The organism is Rhodocytophaga aerolata (genome assembly GCF_030503435.1).
In the GTDB taxonomy this organism is placed as follows: Bacteria; Bacteroidota; Bacteroidia; order Cytophagales; family 172606-1; genus Rhodocytophaga; species Rhodocytophaga aerolata.
This window is the reverse complement of record NZ_JAUKPO010000012.1, coordinates 18,443-36,641: the sequence shown is the minus strand read 5'-3', so window position 1 is coordinate 36,641 and position 18,199 is coordinate 18,443. Positions and strand designations below refer to the sequence as shown.

Annotated in this window: 13 protein-coding genes; 9 read left to right on the top strand and 4 right to left on the bottom strand. The window is 41.2% G+C overall.

Annotation, left to right across the window (positions count from 1 at the left end):
- Positions 1–138 precede the first annotated feature (138 nt).
- From Q0590_RS19420 to Q0590_RS19410, 3 genes are all read left to right on the top strand, one after another.
- The gene (locus Q0590_RS19420) at positions 139–435 is read left to right on the top strand and encodes an FtsB family cell division protein (protein ID WP_302039259.1); all 297 of its coding nucleotides are present in this window, start codon (positions 139–141) and stop codon (positions 433–435) included.
- Between the two features lie 378 nt (positions 436–813).
- Positions 814–1,293: a low molecular weight protein-tyrosine-phosphatase gene (locus tag Q0590_RS19415; protein ID WP_302039258.1), complete on the top strand. Its 480-nt coding sequence runs from the start codon at positions 814–816 to the stop codon at positions 1,291–1,293.
- A gap of 27 nt (positions 1,294–1,320) precedes the next feature.
- Positions 1,321–2,208, top strand: coding sequence for a fructosamine kinase family protein (locus tag Q0590_RS19410; protein ID WP_302039257.1), 888 nt, complete (start codon positions 1,321–1,323; stop codon positions 2,206–2,208).
- 70 nt (positions 2,209–2,278) lie between these two features.
- On the opposite strand, the gene Q0590_RS19405 is transcribed toward Q0590_RS19410, so the two are convergent.
- From Q0590_RS19405 to Q0590_RS19395, 3 genes are all read right to left on the bottom strand, one after another.
- Positions 2,279–5,251, bottom strand: a complete 2,973-nt coding sequence (locus tag Q0590_RS19405) for a glycosyltransferase family 117 protein (RefSeq protein ID WP_302039256.1) — start codon at positions 5,249–5,251, stop codon at positions 2,279–2,281.
- A 247-nt stretch (positions 5,252–5,498) separates the two neighbouring features.
- Positions 5,499–6,812, bottom strand: coding sequence for an ABC transporter permease (locus Q0590_RS19400; RefSeq protein WP_302039255.1), 1,314 nt, complete (start codon positions 6,810–6,812; stop codon positions 5,499–5,501).
- Between the two features lie 203 nt (positions 6,813–7,015).
- Positions 7,016–8,347, bottom strand: coding sequence for an alkaline phosphatase D family protein (locus Q0590_RS19395; RefSeq protein ID WP_302039254.1), 1,332 nt, complete (start codon positions 8,345–8,347; stop codon positions 7,016–7,018).
- Positions 8,348–8,563: 216 nt separating this feature from the next.
- Between Q0590_RS19395 and Q0590_RS19390 the strand changes: the two genes are divergently transcribed.
- The 6 genes from Q0590_RS19390 to Q0590_RS19365 all read left to right on the top strand — a co-directional run bounded on the left by Q0590_RS19390 (position 8,564) and on the right by Q0590_RS19365 (position 17,364).
- The gene (locus tag Q0590_RS19390; protein WP_302039253.1) at positions 8,564–11,068 is read left to right on the top strand and encodes a penicillin-binding protein 1A; all 2,505 of its coding nucleotides are present in this window, start codon (positions 8,564–8,566) and stop codon (positions 11,066–11,068) included.
- A 154-nt stretch (positions 11,069–11,222) separates the two neighbouring features.
- A complete protein-coding gene (locus tag Q0590_RS19385) occupies positions 11,223–12,593 on the top strand; it encodes a vanadium-dependent haloperoxidase (RefSeq protein WP_302039252.1) in 1,371 nt (456 codons plus the stop codon).
- A 199-nt stretch (positions 12,594–12,792) separates the two neighbouring features.
- Complete coding sequence (locus Q0590_RS19380) at positions 12,793–13,200, top strand: EVE domain-containing protein (protein WP_302039251.1); 408 nt, start codon at positions 12,793–12,795, stop codon at positions 13,198–13,200.
- Positions 13,201–13,507: 307 nt separating this feature from the next.
- A complete protein-coding gene (locus Q0590_RS19375) occupies positions 13,508–15,073 on the top strand; it encodes a hypothetical protein (protein WP_302039250.1) in 1,566 nt (521 codons plus the stop codon).
- A 165-nt stretch (positions 15,074–15,238) separates the two neighbouring features.
- Positions 15,239–16,120 (top strand): class I SAM-dependent methyltransferase, encoded by an 882-nt coding sequence (locus Q0590_RS19370; protein ID WP_302039249.1) that lies wholly within the window; start codon positions 15,239–15,241, stop codon positions 16,118–16,120.
- A 203-nt stretch (positions 16,121–16,323) separates the two neighbouring features.
- Positions 16,324–17,364: a tetratricopeptide repeat protein gene (locus Q0590_RS19365; protein WP_302039248.1), complete on the top strand. Its 1,041-nt coding sequence runs from the start codon at positions 16,324–16,326 to the stop codon at positions 17,362–17,364.
- A 21-nt stretch (positions 17,365–17,385) separates the two neighbouring features.
- Here the strand turns inward: Q0590_RS19365 and Q0590_RS19360 are convergent, their stop codons facing one another.
- Positions 17,386–18,198 (bottom strand): sugar phosphate isomerase/epimerase family protein, encoded by an 813-nt coding sequence (locus tag Q0590_RS19360; protein WP_302039247.1) that lies wholly within the window; start codon positions 18,196–18,198, stop codon positions 17,386–17,388.
- Position 18,199: the final 1 nt, after the last annotated feature.

Below are 18,199 nucleotides of genomic sequence, written 5' to 3'. Positions count from 1 at the left end.
GGCACCTTTTTGTTTACTCTATAGGTTTCCTCGGATACTTCTCCCTAAACCGTTTTTCTCAGGCATTTCTTTTTACATGTGGCAGATATGTGTAAATTACTGTTGATTAAAACTATTAGAGATAATTAATCTTATCTTATGCGCTGGAAACTCCCGTCTTTTACCAGAAATTATTATTTTATTGCTACTACCACTTTTTTAATATGGATGCTATTTTTTGATGCAAATGATTTTATATCGCAGTATCAGATGAGAAGAGAGGTAAATGATTTAGAGGAGAAAAAACGGTTTTATCTGGAGAGAATTGAAGAAGTAAAGAGAGAAAGAAGAGAGTTGCTGAGCAATCCTAAATTATTGGAGAAGTATGCAAGAGAACAATACCTGATGAAAAAAAATGCCGAAGACGTATTTGTAGTAATAGAAGAAGATAAATAGGAGCAGAGTATAGGTTACTCTTTTATAGTTGATTGCCAGGAAACATTTTTTAGGAATACATATCTGCTGTCAGACGGTACACTGTTTGTGTCTTTCTTCATGTGTATAGCATCTATATTATTGTAGAAATATTGAGAAGTATCTTTTTGCCATACCCTGCCCAACATAACCAATATCCCAAGAAGAGTTATTTTAAAGGCGAAAGAAAAATTGCTATTCCTTCTTTTCATAAGTAGCCACTGTACGAGCAAAATTAAATGCTCTATTCATTTTTAGGCAGGAAAGTTACAAAAAATTAATATGCGTGCTTAATCTATATTATAAAAAACTGTACATGTACAATATAAGTGCTAAATTTAACAGACAGAATCTACTATAATGATAAAAGTTCTTTTTGTTTGTTTAGGAAACATCTGCCGCTCACCTATGGCAGAGGGCATTTTTAAACAACTTATTCAAGAAAAAAGGCTAACAGATAAGATATGCTGCGATTCCGCCGGCACTTCTAACTATCATATAGGAGATTTACCTGATCATCGTATGCGTAGCACAGCCCGAAAATATGATATAGACCTTACACACCGGGCCCGCCAACTTGCAGGTACTGACTTTGAAGCGTTCGATTATATTATTGCAATGGATGAGTCAAATCATGCAACTATCATCACTCATACAAAGTGGAAAGATTCCTATGCTGACAAGTTAGTTTACATGCGCCAATACGACCCAATTCCAGGCAATATGAACGTACCTGACCCATACTTTGGCGGACAGCAAGGATTTGAAAAAGTATATCAAATGTTACTAAAAGCCAATACCCAATTTTTAAATTATTTAATTGAAAAACATCAATTATAGTCAAGTTATCGTGTAACCAGCTCATCAATGAATTTTAATAGTATACATAACAACCAGATTCAATTTTTTGAGAGTATTTTATTTGAGGGCCTAGGCAAAGAAATCCCTGTGACTAGTTATGAGTTTTTGTCTGGCGGAAATATCAATAATGCCGTAAAACTAGATACAGCGGAAGGATATTTCTTTGTGAAATGGAATGAAAGTGACCATACAGAAGCATTTGCCGCTGAAGCTAAAGGCTTACAACTGCTAAGAAGTACTCAGGAAATAACTCTGCCGCATGTAATAACCTATGGGCATAAAATGCAGAAATCCTATATCATGCTTGAATACATTAGTTCTAATCGTCCACAAGCAGGGTATTGGGAGCACTTTGGGAGAGCACTAGCTAAATTACATACACATACACATTCTCATTTTGGCCTGGATTACAACAATTTTATAGGATCATTAAAGCAGAGTAATGAATGGGAGGAAGACGGCATACAATTTTTTATTGAAAAGCGCTTAAAAGTACAAGCCGGTCTGGCTTTATATAACGGCGAAATTACAAGAGTTTTGTACGACAAGTTTGATGCCTTGTACGAGAAATTGCCAAACTTACTGCCTGCTGAGAAACCAGCCTTACTACATGGCGATTTATGGAGCGGAAATGTGATGATAGGAAATGACGGATGGGTATGCTTAATAGATCCGGCTGTATATTATGGCAACCGGGAAGCAGAGCTGGCTTTTACAAAGCTTTTCGGTGGATTTAATGCAGCCTTTTATCAGGCATATATGGAAGCTTATCCGGTAGAAAAAGGTTTTGAAGAACGCATAGAAATATATAATCTTTATCCGCTTCTTGTGCATGTAAATTTATTTGGATCGGGGTACTTAAGCGGTATAGAAAAAGTTTTGAAGAAATTCTGAAAGTACATGCTAACAAAAAAGCGGTAAAGTCATTTACCGCTTTTTTGTTAGTGAAGTGAATGCGTAAGCCTTAGGAACCAGGCATACCTTGGCTATTGAGGAAGTTTGTATAATGCTTTGTAAACATAGCTTCGTATTTGTCGCCTTCTTTTTTGCCGGCATCTTTAAAAGCAGACACTACCTGATTTAATATATATAAATTTGTTTGGATTTCACGCGTATTGCCTGGCTCTTTTGTCATATAATATTCCAGGCTTTGGTTTGCCCTGGAGGCCAGAATGTCCGAAACCTCTACCGCTTTTTTAGTTTCACCTACAGCAATAAGCACCGATATCATATTGGATGTCATTTCATCGAAGGGCACTCCGGCATCTGGTAATACATTTAACGAATGTAGAGCTACTTCTTTCGCTTTGTCAGTTTTGCCTTCTTCTAGCAGCGTTTCAGCTAGCCGGTAGAAGTGCAAACGCGCATTAATAGGGAAGCGGCGATAATTTTCATCATAATATACATCTGCATTGTCCATTTCGCGCCAGAACATTTTTTTCATCATGTTCTCAAACATAATGTCTGTATTAACATATCCTTGCGAAGCTCCACTCACTCTCACAGGCAATAGACGGTAAACCATTCCTTCTACCTGTAAAAATTCTTTTAAATTCAGATAACTGGAAGGAGCCAAGGTGCTGGAGAAATAAATAGGCCGTTCCCAATTGTTGGTAGCTATCATATCCAGGATAATTAAGTCAGGTTTCAACAAGTCGCCTCTGTTTACATTCCAGATCATCCTATCTGTTAAAGAATCACGCAGGGAAGGCATAATAAGGCCGCTTTGCAGTACTTTTTCTTTGTCAATGGGTTGTACCAGCGTAGCAGAAGGCAGAATGGTCAACTGCTCATCCCGGTAAGGTACTTTAATAGCCGGGCTATTCTTACGTACCAAATCTATGTATTGAGGCAGCGGTAAGCCTCCTTTTACATTCGGGTTTTCCAGTACAGGAATCTGGTCGTTGGTACCTGAAATATAATTTTTGTACTCCAGAGAAATAGGCAATGGTTTCGATTCATACGTTTGCCGCTTCATTTGCTGAATATACCAGTCTGTACCCAGTAGACTTAAGTTACATACCCGCACATCGGTACGGAAACCTTCCACTTCCTGTACATACCATAGAGGGAAAGTATCATTATCGCCACCGGTAAATAAGATAGCATTAGGCGCACAAGCATTTAATAAATTTTTGGCAGAATCCACCGAATGATACCGGTCAGAACGGTCATGGTCATCCCATCCTTCAACTGCCATGATTCCAGGGACAACCAGACATAAAACTGAGGCGGCAATATTACCTGTAGCTGGTTTCTTAATAAGGTTTGTAAATAGTTCTGCTACCGCCATTACGCCTATGCCAATCCACATAGCAAACACATAAAATGAACCTACATAAATATAATCCCGTTCACGAGGTTCTACTGGCGGTGAGTTCAAGTATAGAATAAGTGCAATACCTGTCAGGAAGAAGAGCAGGGTAAGTACTAGGAAGCTTCGTTTGTCCTTACTGAATTGGAAAAGAAAGCCTGCCAGGCCCAGAATAAAGGGAAGCATATAGAAATTATTGCGGCCTTTATTGGTAGCCAGTTCAAAAGGCAGATTATCTCTGCTTGAACTGAAAGGAGTAAGCCATCCGGCACCTTCTATATCACTTTCCCGGCCTGCAAAATTCCACATAAAATACCTCCAATACATATGCCCTAGCTGATGAGTGAGCAGAAATTGTATATTATGCACCATCGTTGGCCGCTCTCCTTCCCGTAAGCCTAGAATCTGGCGGTATAAGGCTGTATGGCCTGGCTGACGGCTATGAATCCGGGGCAGCAGCATGTTTCCACGCGGATCAAATTCATTGATCAAATCATAATCATACACCTCATACTTGTTTTCTCCTCTGATATATTTAGGCGTTCCTTTCTTCTGATCTACCAGTTGTGCAGCAAAGGTAGGGCCGTATAATAGAGGTCTGTCACCGTATTGCTCCCTTTTTAAGTAAGAAACAAACGTGAGCACATCACTTGGATTATTCTCATTAATTGGCGGGTTGTATTCAGCCCTAATAAGAATAATAGCATAGGAGGCGTACCCAATCAGGATAAATGTAGTAGAAAGGAGGGCAGTATTTAATAATACGTTGTGTTTTCTTTCACTATAGATAATGCCATATATCAAAGCCCCCAGGAAAAGGATCGTAAATACAATAATACCTGATCCGAAAGGTAACCCGAATCCATTCACAAACAGAATTTCCATTTTGCCAGCCAAAGATGGTAAGCCAGGAATAATCCCTATCATAATAGCTACAATTACAACACCACCGATAAGCAGGGATGTTATCACACCCATTGTGGTGGGTTGTTTGTATTTTTTATAATAATATACAAGAGCCAAAGCAGGCATGGCTACCAGGTTCAGTAAGTGTACGCCTATGGATAAGCCTACCATATACGCCGTCAGTATAAGCCAGCGGTTTGCAGCCGCTTCATCTTCTATTAACTCCCACTTTAATATAGCCCAGAAAACAAAGGCCGTGAAAAAGGAAGACATAGCATATACTTCTGCCTCCACGGCTGAAAACCAGAACGAATCCGAGAAAGTATAAGCTAGCGAACCAACTACGCCAGCTCCCATTAAAATATAGGTTTGTGCGGAGGTAAGTTTATCTGAGGTTACATTAAGGACTTTCCGGCCTAGTAGCGTAATAGACCAGAATAAGAAAAGTATTGTGAAGGCACTGCACAATGCAGAACAAAAATTCATCCAGAAGGCTACGTTAGTTACATCTCCGGCCAGAAAAGAAAACATCCGGTTTACCAGCAGAAAGAAAGGGGCTCCAGGTGGGTGAGGCACCATCAGCTTATAAGAAACGGCAATAAATTCGCCAACATCCCAAAAACTGGCAGTAGGCTCTACGGTAAGTCCATAAACAATGGCAGCTATAACAAAAACCACCCAGCCAGTCAGATTGTTGACTTTTCTGAAATCAATCATAAAGTATGTAAGTAGATGAAAATTTTGGCAAAATTACTAAATAAAGTAGAGAATGCTACATATCTGTATAGGAGGAAAGGTGCATTGAAGTGCGGATTAACTTACTTTATCACTGTTAGAATTTCTTATTTCTTTATCTAGTAATTCCTAGGTTAGCTACAAAATTATGTTCATGAAAAACAATAGCTATCGAGCTTAGAATACTCAGGTGTACTGGCAGCGGTATAGCCGGGTACAATTAATTTTATCAGACCTTATATAATACCCACTTGGCCAGTTCTTTATAGTTTACTTTTTTGCCATACATCAGAATGCCTACGCGGTAAATACGGGCAGCTACCCAGGTGATGCCTAAAAAACCACCCAATAATAAGACCATAGAAGCAACCAGTTCAATAGGAGGTACACCAAATGGAATACGTACCATCATTATAATAGGCGAAGTCAGCGGAATCATAGACAACCAGAAAGCCATACTGCCATCCGGATTCTGAATTACAAACTGTGCCAACACAAAAGAGAGTATCAACGGAATAGTAATCGGAAACATAAATTGCTGCGTATCGGTCTCACTGTCGGCCGCGGCGCCAATGGCAGCAAATAAGGCACTATAAATTAAGTAACCTCCCAGAAAATAAAACAGAAAGCAGGATAAGATCAGCGGAAAATTAATTGTGGCAATGGCAGATTCAAAATTAGTAACCATGGCCGGAACCTGGTCGCCAGCTGGCATATTGGGCTGCATAGCGGCTTTTACACGTTCGTCCTGAAGTTTGTCTGTTCCCAATATAGACAGGGCAGTGGTGCTGATAAGTAAGCTGAATATAATCCATATCAGAAATTGGGTAAGGCCAACCAAAGCAATTCCTAAAATCTTTCCCAGCATCAGCTGAAACGGTTTGATGGAAGAAATAATTACTTCCACAATCCGGTTCGTTTTTTCTTCAATTACTCCCCGCATGACCTGTACTCCATAAATGAAGATAGATAAATAAATGATGAATGCTGCTGCAAAACCCACAGCCGTGGCAGTACCAGAACTACTTCCTTTTTCGCCTTCATCTTCGCTCAGGTTAAGGGTAGAAATAGCTACATTAGTTTCGATATTTTTCAGTATTTGCTTATCAATCCCGGCATCCATTAATTTTTTATCTTCTATGGCTCTTTTCAATGCCCGTTCTACCGTGCCTTGTACCTCCAGGCTAATTCCTTTTTTGGAATACATGCGGATACCCTGCGGACTGTTAATATCTATTTTTGGGATATAAATTAACGCATAATAGTCTTCGGCCAGTACTTCTTTCTTGGCCTGTTCCAGAGAAGCAACTGCTGGAATAAATGTCAGGTTGCGACCACTTTCAAAAGTATTATTGAATAATCCGCTTTCATCGATAAACGCAATGGTCCGTTTATCACTACCGCCTTCAGAAACTGCCAGGTATATTACAGTCGCATACAAACCTCCAATGAGCAGAGGCCCCAGGATAGTCATGATGATAAACGACTTTTTTTTAACTCGAACCAGATATTCACGCTGTAAAATCAATAATATTTTGCCCATAGGTATATAAATAGAATCCTGAGGTTAGTGCTGAATAACAGTATTGGAAGCAGGCTAACAGTAGACTTTTATAAAGTTACATTAAATAACACGAATTATGATATTTCAAAGTAAAATTATGATGGAATGGACGAATCGGCTGATGAACCATGAATGTAGGTTATAATTTCTGTAACATTACCTCCCTAATAAAGCGGATAAATTTATTTCAATTCACTTGCTTTAATCTCTTTGCTCCACACTTCTGTTCCTTTGTCGTTCATCAGGCGGATGGTAAGCACTCTATCGGTACGTGGCCCTTTAACCGAAAGCAAGGCAAAATTATGCTCAATAAACATAGTGTTTGGAACCATCAATGACAGATCTTCTTCAGGCCATGGTTTGGCAACCCCAGCTGTCAGGGGAGAAACGGTTAGGTCATATAAGGGATAGGTGCCCTCTCTATCCATCTTCATCAGCACACTGTGGTGCCGGTCGCCATCCAGAAAAACAACTCCGGGAATGTTTGCCTGCCGGATAGCTTTTAGTAGTTCTTCTTTTTCTTCCGGATAAAAGGTATAACTGTCTTCCAGCTTTGTAGGATTTATTACCTGGTTGCCAATAACAATAAACTTGAACGTAGCCTTACTGAATATTAAGGCATCGATAAGCCACTGTAACTGATCGGCTCCCAAAAGGGTGCGTTTTCCCAGGAAATTGTGATTAGGCGTTTTATAATAGCGGTTATCCAGTAGAAAAAATTGTACGTCGTTCCACTGAAAAGTGCCATAAATACCTTCCTTCTCACCGGAGGCATAATTAGGATTTGCCCAGAAAAGCTTAAAAGCCTCTTTTGTAATCTCTTTATTCCAGAAACTTCTGTCAGCATTGTCAGGACCAAAGTCGTGGTCGTCCCAGGTGGCATAATGGTGAATAGAGCCCAAAAGGGGCTGCAGTTCCTTCGTAGCCCGTGTATGAGTATAACGGTGTAAAATTCCAGAACGGGTATTCCAGTCTACTTCCCGTAAATACGTATTATCGCCCATCCAGAGCATAAAATCTGGTTTCTGCTGGTGGATGGTAGTAAAAATTTCATAGCCGCTGCCATAGGGTTTGCCAGGCCGGTCTACCTCCGGTTCATTAATATAGGCACAGCTTCCCATAGCAAAGGTAAACTCGGGCGGATCGCTACGCCATTGCCATAACGTCTGGCTCTGGAACTGTAAGGGATAAGGCCGTTTTACTGAGTTGCCATTTATATAGAGTTCATAAGTGTATTTCTTTCCGGGTTGCAGTTGATCGGCTTTTACAAGGGCGGTAAAAGCTTTTTCCTGAGTAGTCGTTACTTCTTCTGTGGATCGCTTTTGTTGTGGAGCGGCAGTCTCCCAGTACATAAACTTTACTTTGGCAGGCTTTGTTGTTTGTACCCATAGCGCCACTTCTACCATTTCAGAATAGCCTACCATGGGGCCGGCTTGTAGAAGAGACGCCTGGGCATACGTAGTTATATTCAGGAAAATAAGAAAGTAAGCGAACAGGTATACGTGCTTTTTCATAGTAGATGCAGGCTAAATGCGGTGCAAATTACAGGTTTTGTTGAAAAGTATACCAACTTGGATAAGGAGAACTGATTATGGAAGAACACTGTTTTTACTAATCTGCTTCTGTATGTTCTCTACATACCTATCTGTTACCTAGGTGTGGCGGCTTTCTATTTTTACTTAACTTATACCAAGCCTAGTATCGTATAAAACTATGGAGAACATAAACGTGTGAAAAAGATACAAAATACCAGATTTAAACATACACTGACTACATTCAGGAAAAGGCCGGTATTTACCAAGCTTTACTGGCAACAAAAAATTCGTGCACTTAAAAACTATAGCTGGCGGAAACGAGGGCGGGCAGATGCTGTTTACCTGCTGAAACTAGGCGGAAAAATGTTTTTATTTTTTGTAGCTACCTTTATTCTGTTTTATATATCGGTATATGCAGGATTATTCGGACACATACCCAGCCAGAGCCAGTTAAAAGAATTGCAAAACAGCACCGCCTCAGAGGTATACTCTGCCGATAGTGTATTGCTTGGCCGTTATTTTATTCAAGACCGTACCAATATTCCCTACAGCCGTATTGCACCAGATGCCATCAATGCCTTAGTAGCTACCGAAGATGCCCGTTTTTACTCGCATAATGGTGTCGATTCGAGGAGTATGTTCAGGGTGTTCTTTAAATCATTAATCTTAGGTAATGAAAGTTCCGGTGGAGGAAGTACCATTAGCCAGCAACTGGCAAAAAACCTGTTCCCACGCCGCCGGTACCGCTTTTTCAGCACCCCTATTAATAAGTTTAAAGAGATTATCACTGCCCGCCGCCTGGAGGAAGTTTACTCCAAAAAGGAAATAGTAGAACTCTACCTCAATACCGTACCTATGGGAGAGAATATTTTTGGGATCGAGCGGGCGGCTGACCGGTTTTTCAGTAAACAAGCAAGCGATTTAAAACCGGAAGAAGGAGCTGTTCTAATAGGCATGCTAAAAGCAACTACTTCCTATAACCCCCGGCTCTACCCGGACCGGTCCAGGCAACGGCGTAATGTAGTGTTGCAGCAAATGGTGAAATATGGCTATCTGCCTCAAAACAAAGCCGATTCGTTAAAGAATCTACCGCTAACGATTAAATACTCTTTTAAAGACCACAACGATGGCTTGGCTCCTTATTTCAGAGAGCAGCTACGGCAGGAATTAGCCAGATGGTGTGAAAATACACGTAAAGAAAATGGACAGCCGTACAATTTATACACCGATGGATTAAAGATTTACACCTCCATCCACTCAGGTATGCAGGCGGAAGCAGAAAAAGCTGTGGCCAGGAGAATGGCTGCCTTACAAAAAGTATTTAATGCTCACTGGAAAGGACGCAACCCCTGGCAAGGCGATGAGCAAGTAATACAGAACGCCATGAGGCAGTCGAAGCGGTATAAAATGCTGATGGAAGAAGGTTATTCTGAAGAAGAGATCAGAGAAATTTTTGAAAAGCCCATTCCTATGCGCCTGTTCAGCTGGGAAAAGCCCATCGAAAAAACTATAAGCCCACTGGACTCCATCCGGTATTACCAGAAGTTTTTAAATACAGGCTTAGTATCTATTGAACCAGGTAGTGGCTTTGTACGGGCTTGGGTAGGCGGCATCAGCCACGAGGAGTTCCAATATGACCATGTGCGGTCTAAACGGCAAGTGGGTTCTACCTTTAAACCCATAGTATATGCAGCTGCCCTGGAAAAAGGCATTGGCCCCTGCGATTTTTTCCCCAATCAACAAGTAACCTACGCGCAGTACGAAAACTGGACACCCCGCAATGCAGATGGCCAGTATGGGGGAGAATATTCCATGCGGGGAGCATTAGCTAATTCTGTAAATACAATTTCGGCCCAGTTAATTATGGAAACAGGTATTGAGCCTACCATTCAACTGGCGCAGCGGATGGGTATTAAGTCTGACCTGCCCAAAGTACCGGCACTAGCCTTAGGAGCGGCTAATATTTCTTTACTGGAGATGGTAAGTGCTTATGCAACCATTGCTAACGGAGGAAAAAGTATAGAGCCGGTATATATTCTTCAAATTAATGACAGACGGGGCAAAACTATCAGAAAATATAAGCCCGCGGCTCCAGTGAAAGCTTTTTCTGAAGAAACAGCTTTATTGGTAACCAAGCTGATGCAGGCTGTAGTAAACGAAGGAAGCGCCGCCAGAATTAGATCGCAGTTCGGACTAACCATGGACATAGCCGGAAAAACCGGTACAACCCAAGATCAGACAGATGGTTGGTTTATTGGCTTTACACCCAAGCTGGTTACCGGCGTATGGGTAGGAGGGGAACACCCCTCTGTACGCTTCCGCACGTTAAGTTTGGGAGGTGGCGCAGCTACGGCCTTACCAGTATGGGCAGATTACATGAAAGCTGTAAGCCAGAAAAAAGTTTATAAAGCCAATGGATCAGACCGCTTTCCTGTATTACCTGTAGAATTGGAAGAACGTTTGTCTTGTGAAGCTTATATTGAAGATTCCTCCACTGCGGAAACTTTTGTAGACCGCTTGCTGGATAATATTCTGAATGTACGGAACCGGAGTGAAGAAGATAAGAAAAGAGCTGAAGAAGAAAGAATAGCCAGAGAGCAGCGGAAACAGGAAGAAAAAGCTGCCAAAGAGCAAAAGAAAGAAGAACGTAAAAAGCGGCGGGAAGAGAGAAAACGTAAAAGACAATCTAAAGATAACTAAGGCTTATATAGACGTAATTCAGGTGCCGGGTATTTTCTATACCCGGCTTTTTTTTGTATTTTTGTAAAGTAAAATAGAATAATTATTATAACCCCGTTGTGAGTTCCTGCAAATACCATCTATCACAAGGTTAGCTGTTAAAATACCCGATTGTATGAGGATAAAGCATTACACCTACTTCCTGCTTCTTGCCATGCTGATTTTTGTGCCAGTCAGCTGCCAGCAAAATACCGGTGAATACCGTGCCAAAGCCAATAATCCGGCTTTCCTCCACCGGTCTGTAAAAAAACTGACCGATGTTATCGTATATGATATTTTTTCGCCTCCCGTAGCCAGCCGCATTTATACCTATGCCAGTATTGCTGCCTATGAAGCTTTATTGCCTAATCAGCAAGAGTACAAGTCTATGGTTGGGCAGTTAAAAGGATTAGAGCAGATGCCTGCTGTGTCTCCCGGGCTGGAATATTGTTTTCCTCTGGCCAGTGTGAAAGCCTTATTAACCGTTGGCAGAACCCTAACTTTTTCGGAAGAAAAGATAGAAGCTTTTGAACAGGAAATTCTCAAAGAGTTTAAAGACACTGGTATGCCAAAGGAGGTATATAAAAACTCTATTGCGTATGGGCAGCAAGTGGCAGAAGCTGTACTTGCCTGGGCGGCTAAAGATAAATACAAAGAGTCCAGAGGCTTTGAGCGGTATACGGTTACTAACCTGCCGGGTACCTGGGTTCCTACCCCTCCCGATTATATGGATGCCATTGAACCCCACTGGAACAGCATCCGGACGTTTGTATTAGATTCCTGCAGCCAGTTTAAAGCCCAACAATTACCTGTGTACAGCCTCGATAGCACGAGCAAATTTTATAAAGAACTGAAAGAGGTATATGAAACCACTAGCAAGCTTAGTGAAGAACAGAAAGAGATAGCTAATTTCTGGGACTGTAATCCGTTTAATATAGAGCACACCGGCCATTTTATGTTTGGCAAGAAAAAGATATCGCCAGGAGGACATTGGATAGGAATTGCAGCTCTTACCTGCCGCAAAGCAAAGGCTGATTTTCTGCAATCGGCCGAAACCTATGCCATCGTATCTCTGGCCCTGGCAGATGGCTTTATCAGTTGCTGGGATGAAAAATACCGCAGTAAATTAATCCGCCCGGAAACAGTAATTAATCAGCATCTGGACGAAACCTGGCAACCTATGCTGACTACCCCTCCATTCCCAGAATATCCAAGTGGTCATAGTGTTATTTCATCTGCTGCGGCTGTGGCACTTACTGATTTGTATGGAGATAATTTTACCTTTGTAGATTCTACGGAGATGGATTTTGGGCTGCCTCCACGCGAGTTTAATTCATTTATTCAGGCTTCTGAAGAAGCCGCCATTAGCCGGTTATATGGCGGAATACATTACCGTTCTGCTATTGAAGATGGTATAATAATGGGCCGCAAAGTAGGCACACATTTAATTCAACGGATAGAAACCCGTAAGAAGACCCTGACACTTGATCAAAAAGTCAGTAAATAAATTATATCGAAACCTTACCAGTGGAAAGAGAAGCTAATCAAAAGCTTCTCTTTTTGTTTGTCATCAGCCTTAGTAACTTTTCTAGCTAGTAAGCAATATTAATTTTGCCTTTCTTTTCAGAATGCTGGTTCAAATACTAAACTTTGCAAAGGAATCTGGATACCAATTTATAATCTGCCAAAACTAAATCTACCTTTTCATGAATTATTGGTTAGTAAAATCTGAACCACATAAGTATAGCTGGGAAATGTTTGAAAAAGAGGGCCGTACCTTCTGGGACGGTGTACGTAATTACCAGGCAAGAAACAATCTAAAAGCAATGCAAAATGATGACCTAGTGCTGTATTACCACAGCAACGATGGAAAAGAAGTAGTAGGTATTGCCAAAGTAATAAAAGAAGCCTACCCGGACCCTACTACAGATGAGGCTGATTGGGTAGCTATAGATCTGGCACCAGTACAGCGGCTAGCCAAACCGGTTACGCTGCAACAGATAAAGAAAGATAGTCGCCTGGAAAACATTGGCCTGCTCCGGCAAATGAGGCTTTCGGTAATGCCCTTGAAAAGAGAGGAGTTTGATGCCATTGTAGCCTTAGGAAGTCAATAAAAAATAAGTACTCGGCTATCTGATCTACTGTGCAACCTTTGCTCCGCCTGGAGGGTCATGGGGTTATCGACCAAACTGTAATAAATGTTTGTAAGGGTTGACTGTGTATACTTGTAAAAAGTATGCCGGAAAGACTAAATAAGGCAAGTCAAAAGTTAGGAATATAGTTACCAGAACTAAACTTTTTAACCAGAAAATACTGTTTTAGAGATACACTACATCATTCCAATTGGATTTTTGGAATAGTATATTTTCTATAATTTTTTGAACAATATAACGTTAATTAGCTACTTTATAGCTTCATTCTATGATAAATAAACTCATTTTTACGCTGCTCTTTGCTTGTTTGCTTGTATCTGGCACGCAAGCCCAGGAGAAAAAACGCATTGAAATAGAAATGCGGAATAATGCAAATGATATTGCCGTAGTTCCTATTGGTGCAGATGGCTTAATTCTCTTCTCTCAGGTAATGCCTGGGAAATACAATTTCACCAAATACACAACTGATCTACAGCAAGACTGGTCCATCGATTGTATGGTTAATTCCTCCCTCGATTTATCTAAATATGTGTACCGCAACAATGCCTTGTACCTGTTATTTAACCGGTTTAAAAGCCCAACCTATCAGGTAGTAAAGCTAAATGTACGCGCAGGTTTTGCAGAAAAATACGAAATACATTCCCTGAATAAACTCGAAATTACTGATTTTGAAGCCATGGGGAATAACGTATTTATTTCCGGCAAAACACGCAACGAGCCTATTCTGCTCCATTTAAGCCTGCTTAGCAAACAAACCCGTGTATTGCCTACTTCCTTTAAAGGTAAAGCTGAAATACAGTCTATGGAGGTAGACACAACCAATGAATTAATTCATGTGGCGTTTGCTAATTGGAAAAACCGTGAAAATAAGATGTTTATTAAGTCTTTTACGCCACAAGGCATGCAAGCAAAAACAGTGGCCATGGATTCAGAGGCAGATAAAAGTTTACTGACTGGCCGGGTATCTGCGCTGAATGAAAGTGAAGATCTGGTTATTGGCACCTACGGCAGCAGAGGATCTAGTTACACAAACTATTCCCGTGGATTTTATACCAGGAGTGTATATACAGGCCAGGCAGATTATACCCAAGGCTTATACATTAGTAAAATGCAGAATGGAGCGCCGGAATTTATGAAGTATTATAGCTTCACCGACTTTAAGAACTTCTTTAAGTTTATGGGCGAACGGGCACAGGAGCGGATGGAAAAGCGTATCAGCAAAAGAAAACAACAAGGTAAGGATCTGAAATTGCAATACCGGTTGCTGGTACACGATGTTATTCAGCACAATGGCCAGTATATTATGGTAGCCGAAGCCTATTATCCGGAGTACCGCAGCAACAATTATTACCCTGGCATGTATGGCATGGGAGGTTTTGGCTACGGCTATGGCATGTATGGCAGTCCATATGGGTATGGCCGGAATATGCCGGTATTCGATGGCTGGGTATACACCCATGCGGTAATAGCAGGTTTCGATATGCAAGGTAATCTGCTCTGGGATAATAGTTTTGAGATAAACGATGTAAAAAGCTTCAACCTGCGTGAAAAAGTAAAAGTAAGCTTTGATAACGAAAATATTTTATTGGCCTACAGCCACAATGGGTTACTAAAAACCAAAGTAATCCGTGGCAACGACATTGTAGAAGGAAAAGGCAACATTAAGCTGAGCAACTACGAAGGCGATAAAGTGAAAAGAAGTTATACAGACAACGTAGATTACTGGTATCAGAATAACTTCCTGGCATGGGGCTTGCAAAAAATCAGTAACCAGAAAGATGAGCAGGTGAAAGGAAAACGCAGTGTATTTTATTTCAGTAAAGTAGAGTTTTAGTAGAGTACAGAAAATAGATTAGCCTCATAGGTGTACAAACCTGTGAGGTTTTTTATTTTATACTTTGCCCACACAGCACTTGTTAATTAACAACTGTCTTTCCACCTTCGCAAGCAAAAGCACGTTTATTCTATTAGCATAGTTCTCAGATTAGCAAATTTACGTATGCAACTACTTAGCCCCCAACATTGGAAAGCCTATCGCCTTATAGATTCCGGCAATTTTGAGAAACTGGAAAAATTCGGCGACTTTACACTGTCGCGCCCGGAGCCACAGGCCGTATGGGACAAATCGCTGCCGCAAAATGAATGGGAAAAAATGGCCTCTGCCTTTTTCAGAAAAGAGAAAAACAATCCAGAAAAAGGGCAATGGGAATTAAAAAAAGGAATGCCGGAACGGTGGTTTATGGATTACAAGCATACGCAGCTGAATTTAACCTTTAAGCTTGCCTTGTCTTCCTTTAAACATGTAGGTATTTTTCCTGAGCAAGCTACTAACTGGGATTTTATCTATGAAAAAACAAAACAGTTCGCCCAGCCTCAACCCAGAGTGCTCAATTTGTTTGCGTATACGGGTGGCGCTTCGCTGGCAGCAAAAAGTGCAGGTGCCGATGTAGTCCATGTGGATTCAGTGAAGCAGGTCGTAAGCTGGTCTAGGGAAAATATGGAGGCTAGCAAACTGGATAACATCCGCTGGGTAGTAGAAGATGCATTAAAATACGTAAAGCGGGAAGTAAAACGGGGTAGCATTTACCAGGGACTTATTCTGGACCCGCCAGCATACGGCCGTGGCCCAGACGGGGAGAAATGGGTGTTGGAAGAAAATATAAATGAGTTGCTGAAACTGTGCAGCCAGTTGCTAGATAAAAAGAATTATTTCTTTATCATTAACCTATATTCACTAGGCTTTTCTGCACTCATTGTCGATAACTTGATTAATGGGATTTTTGGCAAAGTAGCCAATCCGGAATGGGGGGAATTATACCTGGAAGACCAGTTTCATAAAAAATTACCCTTAGGCGTATTTTACCGCTTCAGCAGCCATTAAGTAGAAGAGAAGGACACAAGCAAGAAAGGCTAGAAGAACGTACTCTTTTCAAAGACAAAAGAAAAAATGAAGTTTTACAATCTTTTTTCTTAAAAATTTAGTTAAAAATATATAGCCAGTCCATTTTGGAAATGTATATGCTTTGCTCATGCATCCATGAACAAGCAGGTAGAGAGCTATATCTGGTCAACTTACTTTTTGTTATGCATTTTACGTGGAAATATATTTATTATCTGTTTGTGTTCGGCCTTAGCTTGCTAGTTGTTGCATGTAATACAGCCAGCCGGGGCGATGATACTATCCGGTTTTTTCAGCGGGGAAATGTAAAACTCCGCGAAAGAGAATACCGGGAAGCCATCCGGCTATATACAGAAGCTATTCAATCAGATACTACGTTTGCCGATGCTTATAATAACCGCGGAATAGCTAAATACCACTTAGGCGATTACAAAGCCGCCATTGCCGATTATACCCAGGCTCTGAAAATAGCTCCTTCCTATACTGATGCTTACTATAATCGCTCCAACGCATTGTTTGAACTTGCCGACTATAAAGCGAGCCTGGAAGATATAAACCAGGTAGCTGAAATTTATAAAGATACTGCCAAAGTGTATTTGAGCCGGGCTACCATCAAAGCACAGTTAAATGATTATTCCGGAGCTGCTGCTGATTTTGAACGTACACTAGAACTGGATGCAAACAATGTAGATGCCTATGTAAACCGGGGTTTCTTAAATTTTAATCAAAAAAAATACGAAGCTGCCGAAAAAGACTTTCGTGAAGCCATTGAATTAAACCCGAGACAGGACTTTGCTTATAATAACTTGGGCCTGGTAAAAGCCAATCAGGAACAATATACAGAAGCCTTGCAGCTATTAAACCGGGCAGTGGAGCTAAATCCTACACAGCCGTATTATCTCAACAACCGTGGCTATGTAAAATTGCAGCTAGACCAACTGGAAGATGCCCTGGCTGATATTCAGGAGTCGCTTAAACGGGACAGTAAAAATGGTTGGGCCTACCGTAACCGGGGAATCTACTACCTGGAAACCGGACAACCAGAGCTGGCATTGAAAGATTTTCAGACAGCCACTCAGCTTACCTATAACATAGAATCTATTCATTACTACCTGGGCTTAGCCTACGAACGCACTGGTAACAAACAAAAAGCTTGTGAAGAGTGGAGTTTAGCTAAAAAGTTAGGTGAAAAAGAAGCCGAAGCCCTGAGCCAGGAAACTTGCTGAGAAATAGTTAGTAGAAAACGCTTATTTATACCGTTCTCTCAACAGATTTCGCATAAATAAATTTACTTCCCACTGGCTGGTAACCGGCTGCCGGGTATATGGTAAGGCAGGCATATACGGCCAGGGACCGAATTCTGGCGTGATGGTAAACAGTGTAGTTCCGGCCTTGCGGTGTCTGTCAATAATCGCATCCCACCATTGCAGGTGAATAGTCAATGCTTCTTGCCATTCTGGCACCCTGGGATCACTTACCTGTGCTCCCTGCGGATGACCTACTCTGGCATGAATATGCTTTGCTCTACCAATAGCAACCGCTACGGTCTCCTGCTGATCTTGCAAGTATGATTCAGATACATTGCACCAGTGCGAGAAATCTGCTGCAAGGCTGAAGTCTGGTATGGCTTCCAGGAATTTTCGGGTAGTGGCTGCACAAAAACTGAATTTACCCCGGTGTGTTTCGTGGACAATGGGAGTACCAGTTTCCTTTTCAATGTCGGTGGCTAGCCGGATGAGTTCACTAGTTTGCTCAAACGTATAATAATCCTTTCCTGTCTGGGAATTGATGAACAGAGGTTTTACAGCCGCAAAATGATACAGATGTTCTTTAAAGGATTGTTTGTATGCATTAAAGGTATTTCCTGCGGCAGACCATTGCTGGGCAATCAGTGCCAGTTCATATTTGGCTAACAGGTGTAAAAAATGCTCTTTTTCTTTGGCATCAAAGGGTACAGCCATTTCAACGCCATCATATCCGGCTTCTTTTATTTTCTGAAAAGCTTGTTCCAGGGGCAGACTCTCCATTCCCCAATGCGGGCTAAAAAATTGAATCTTCATT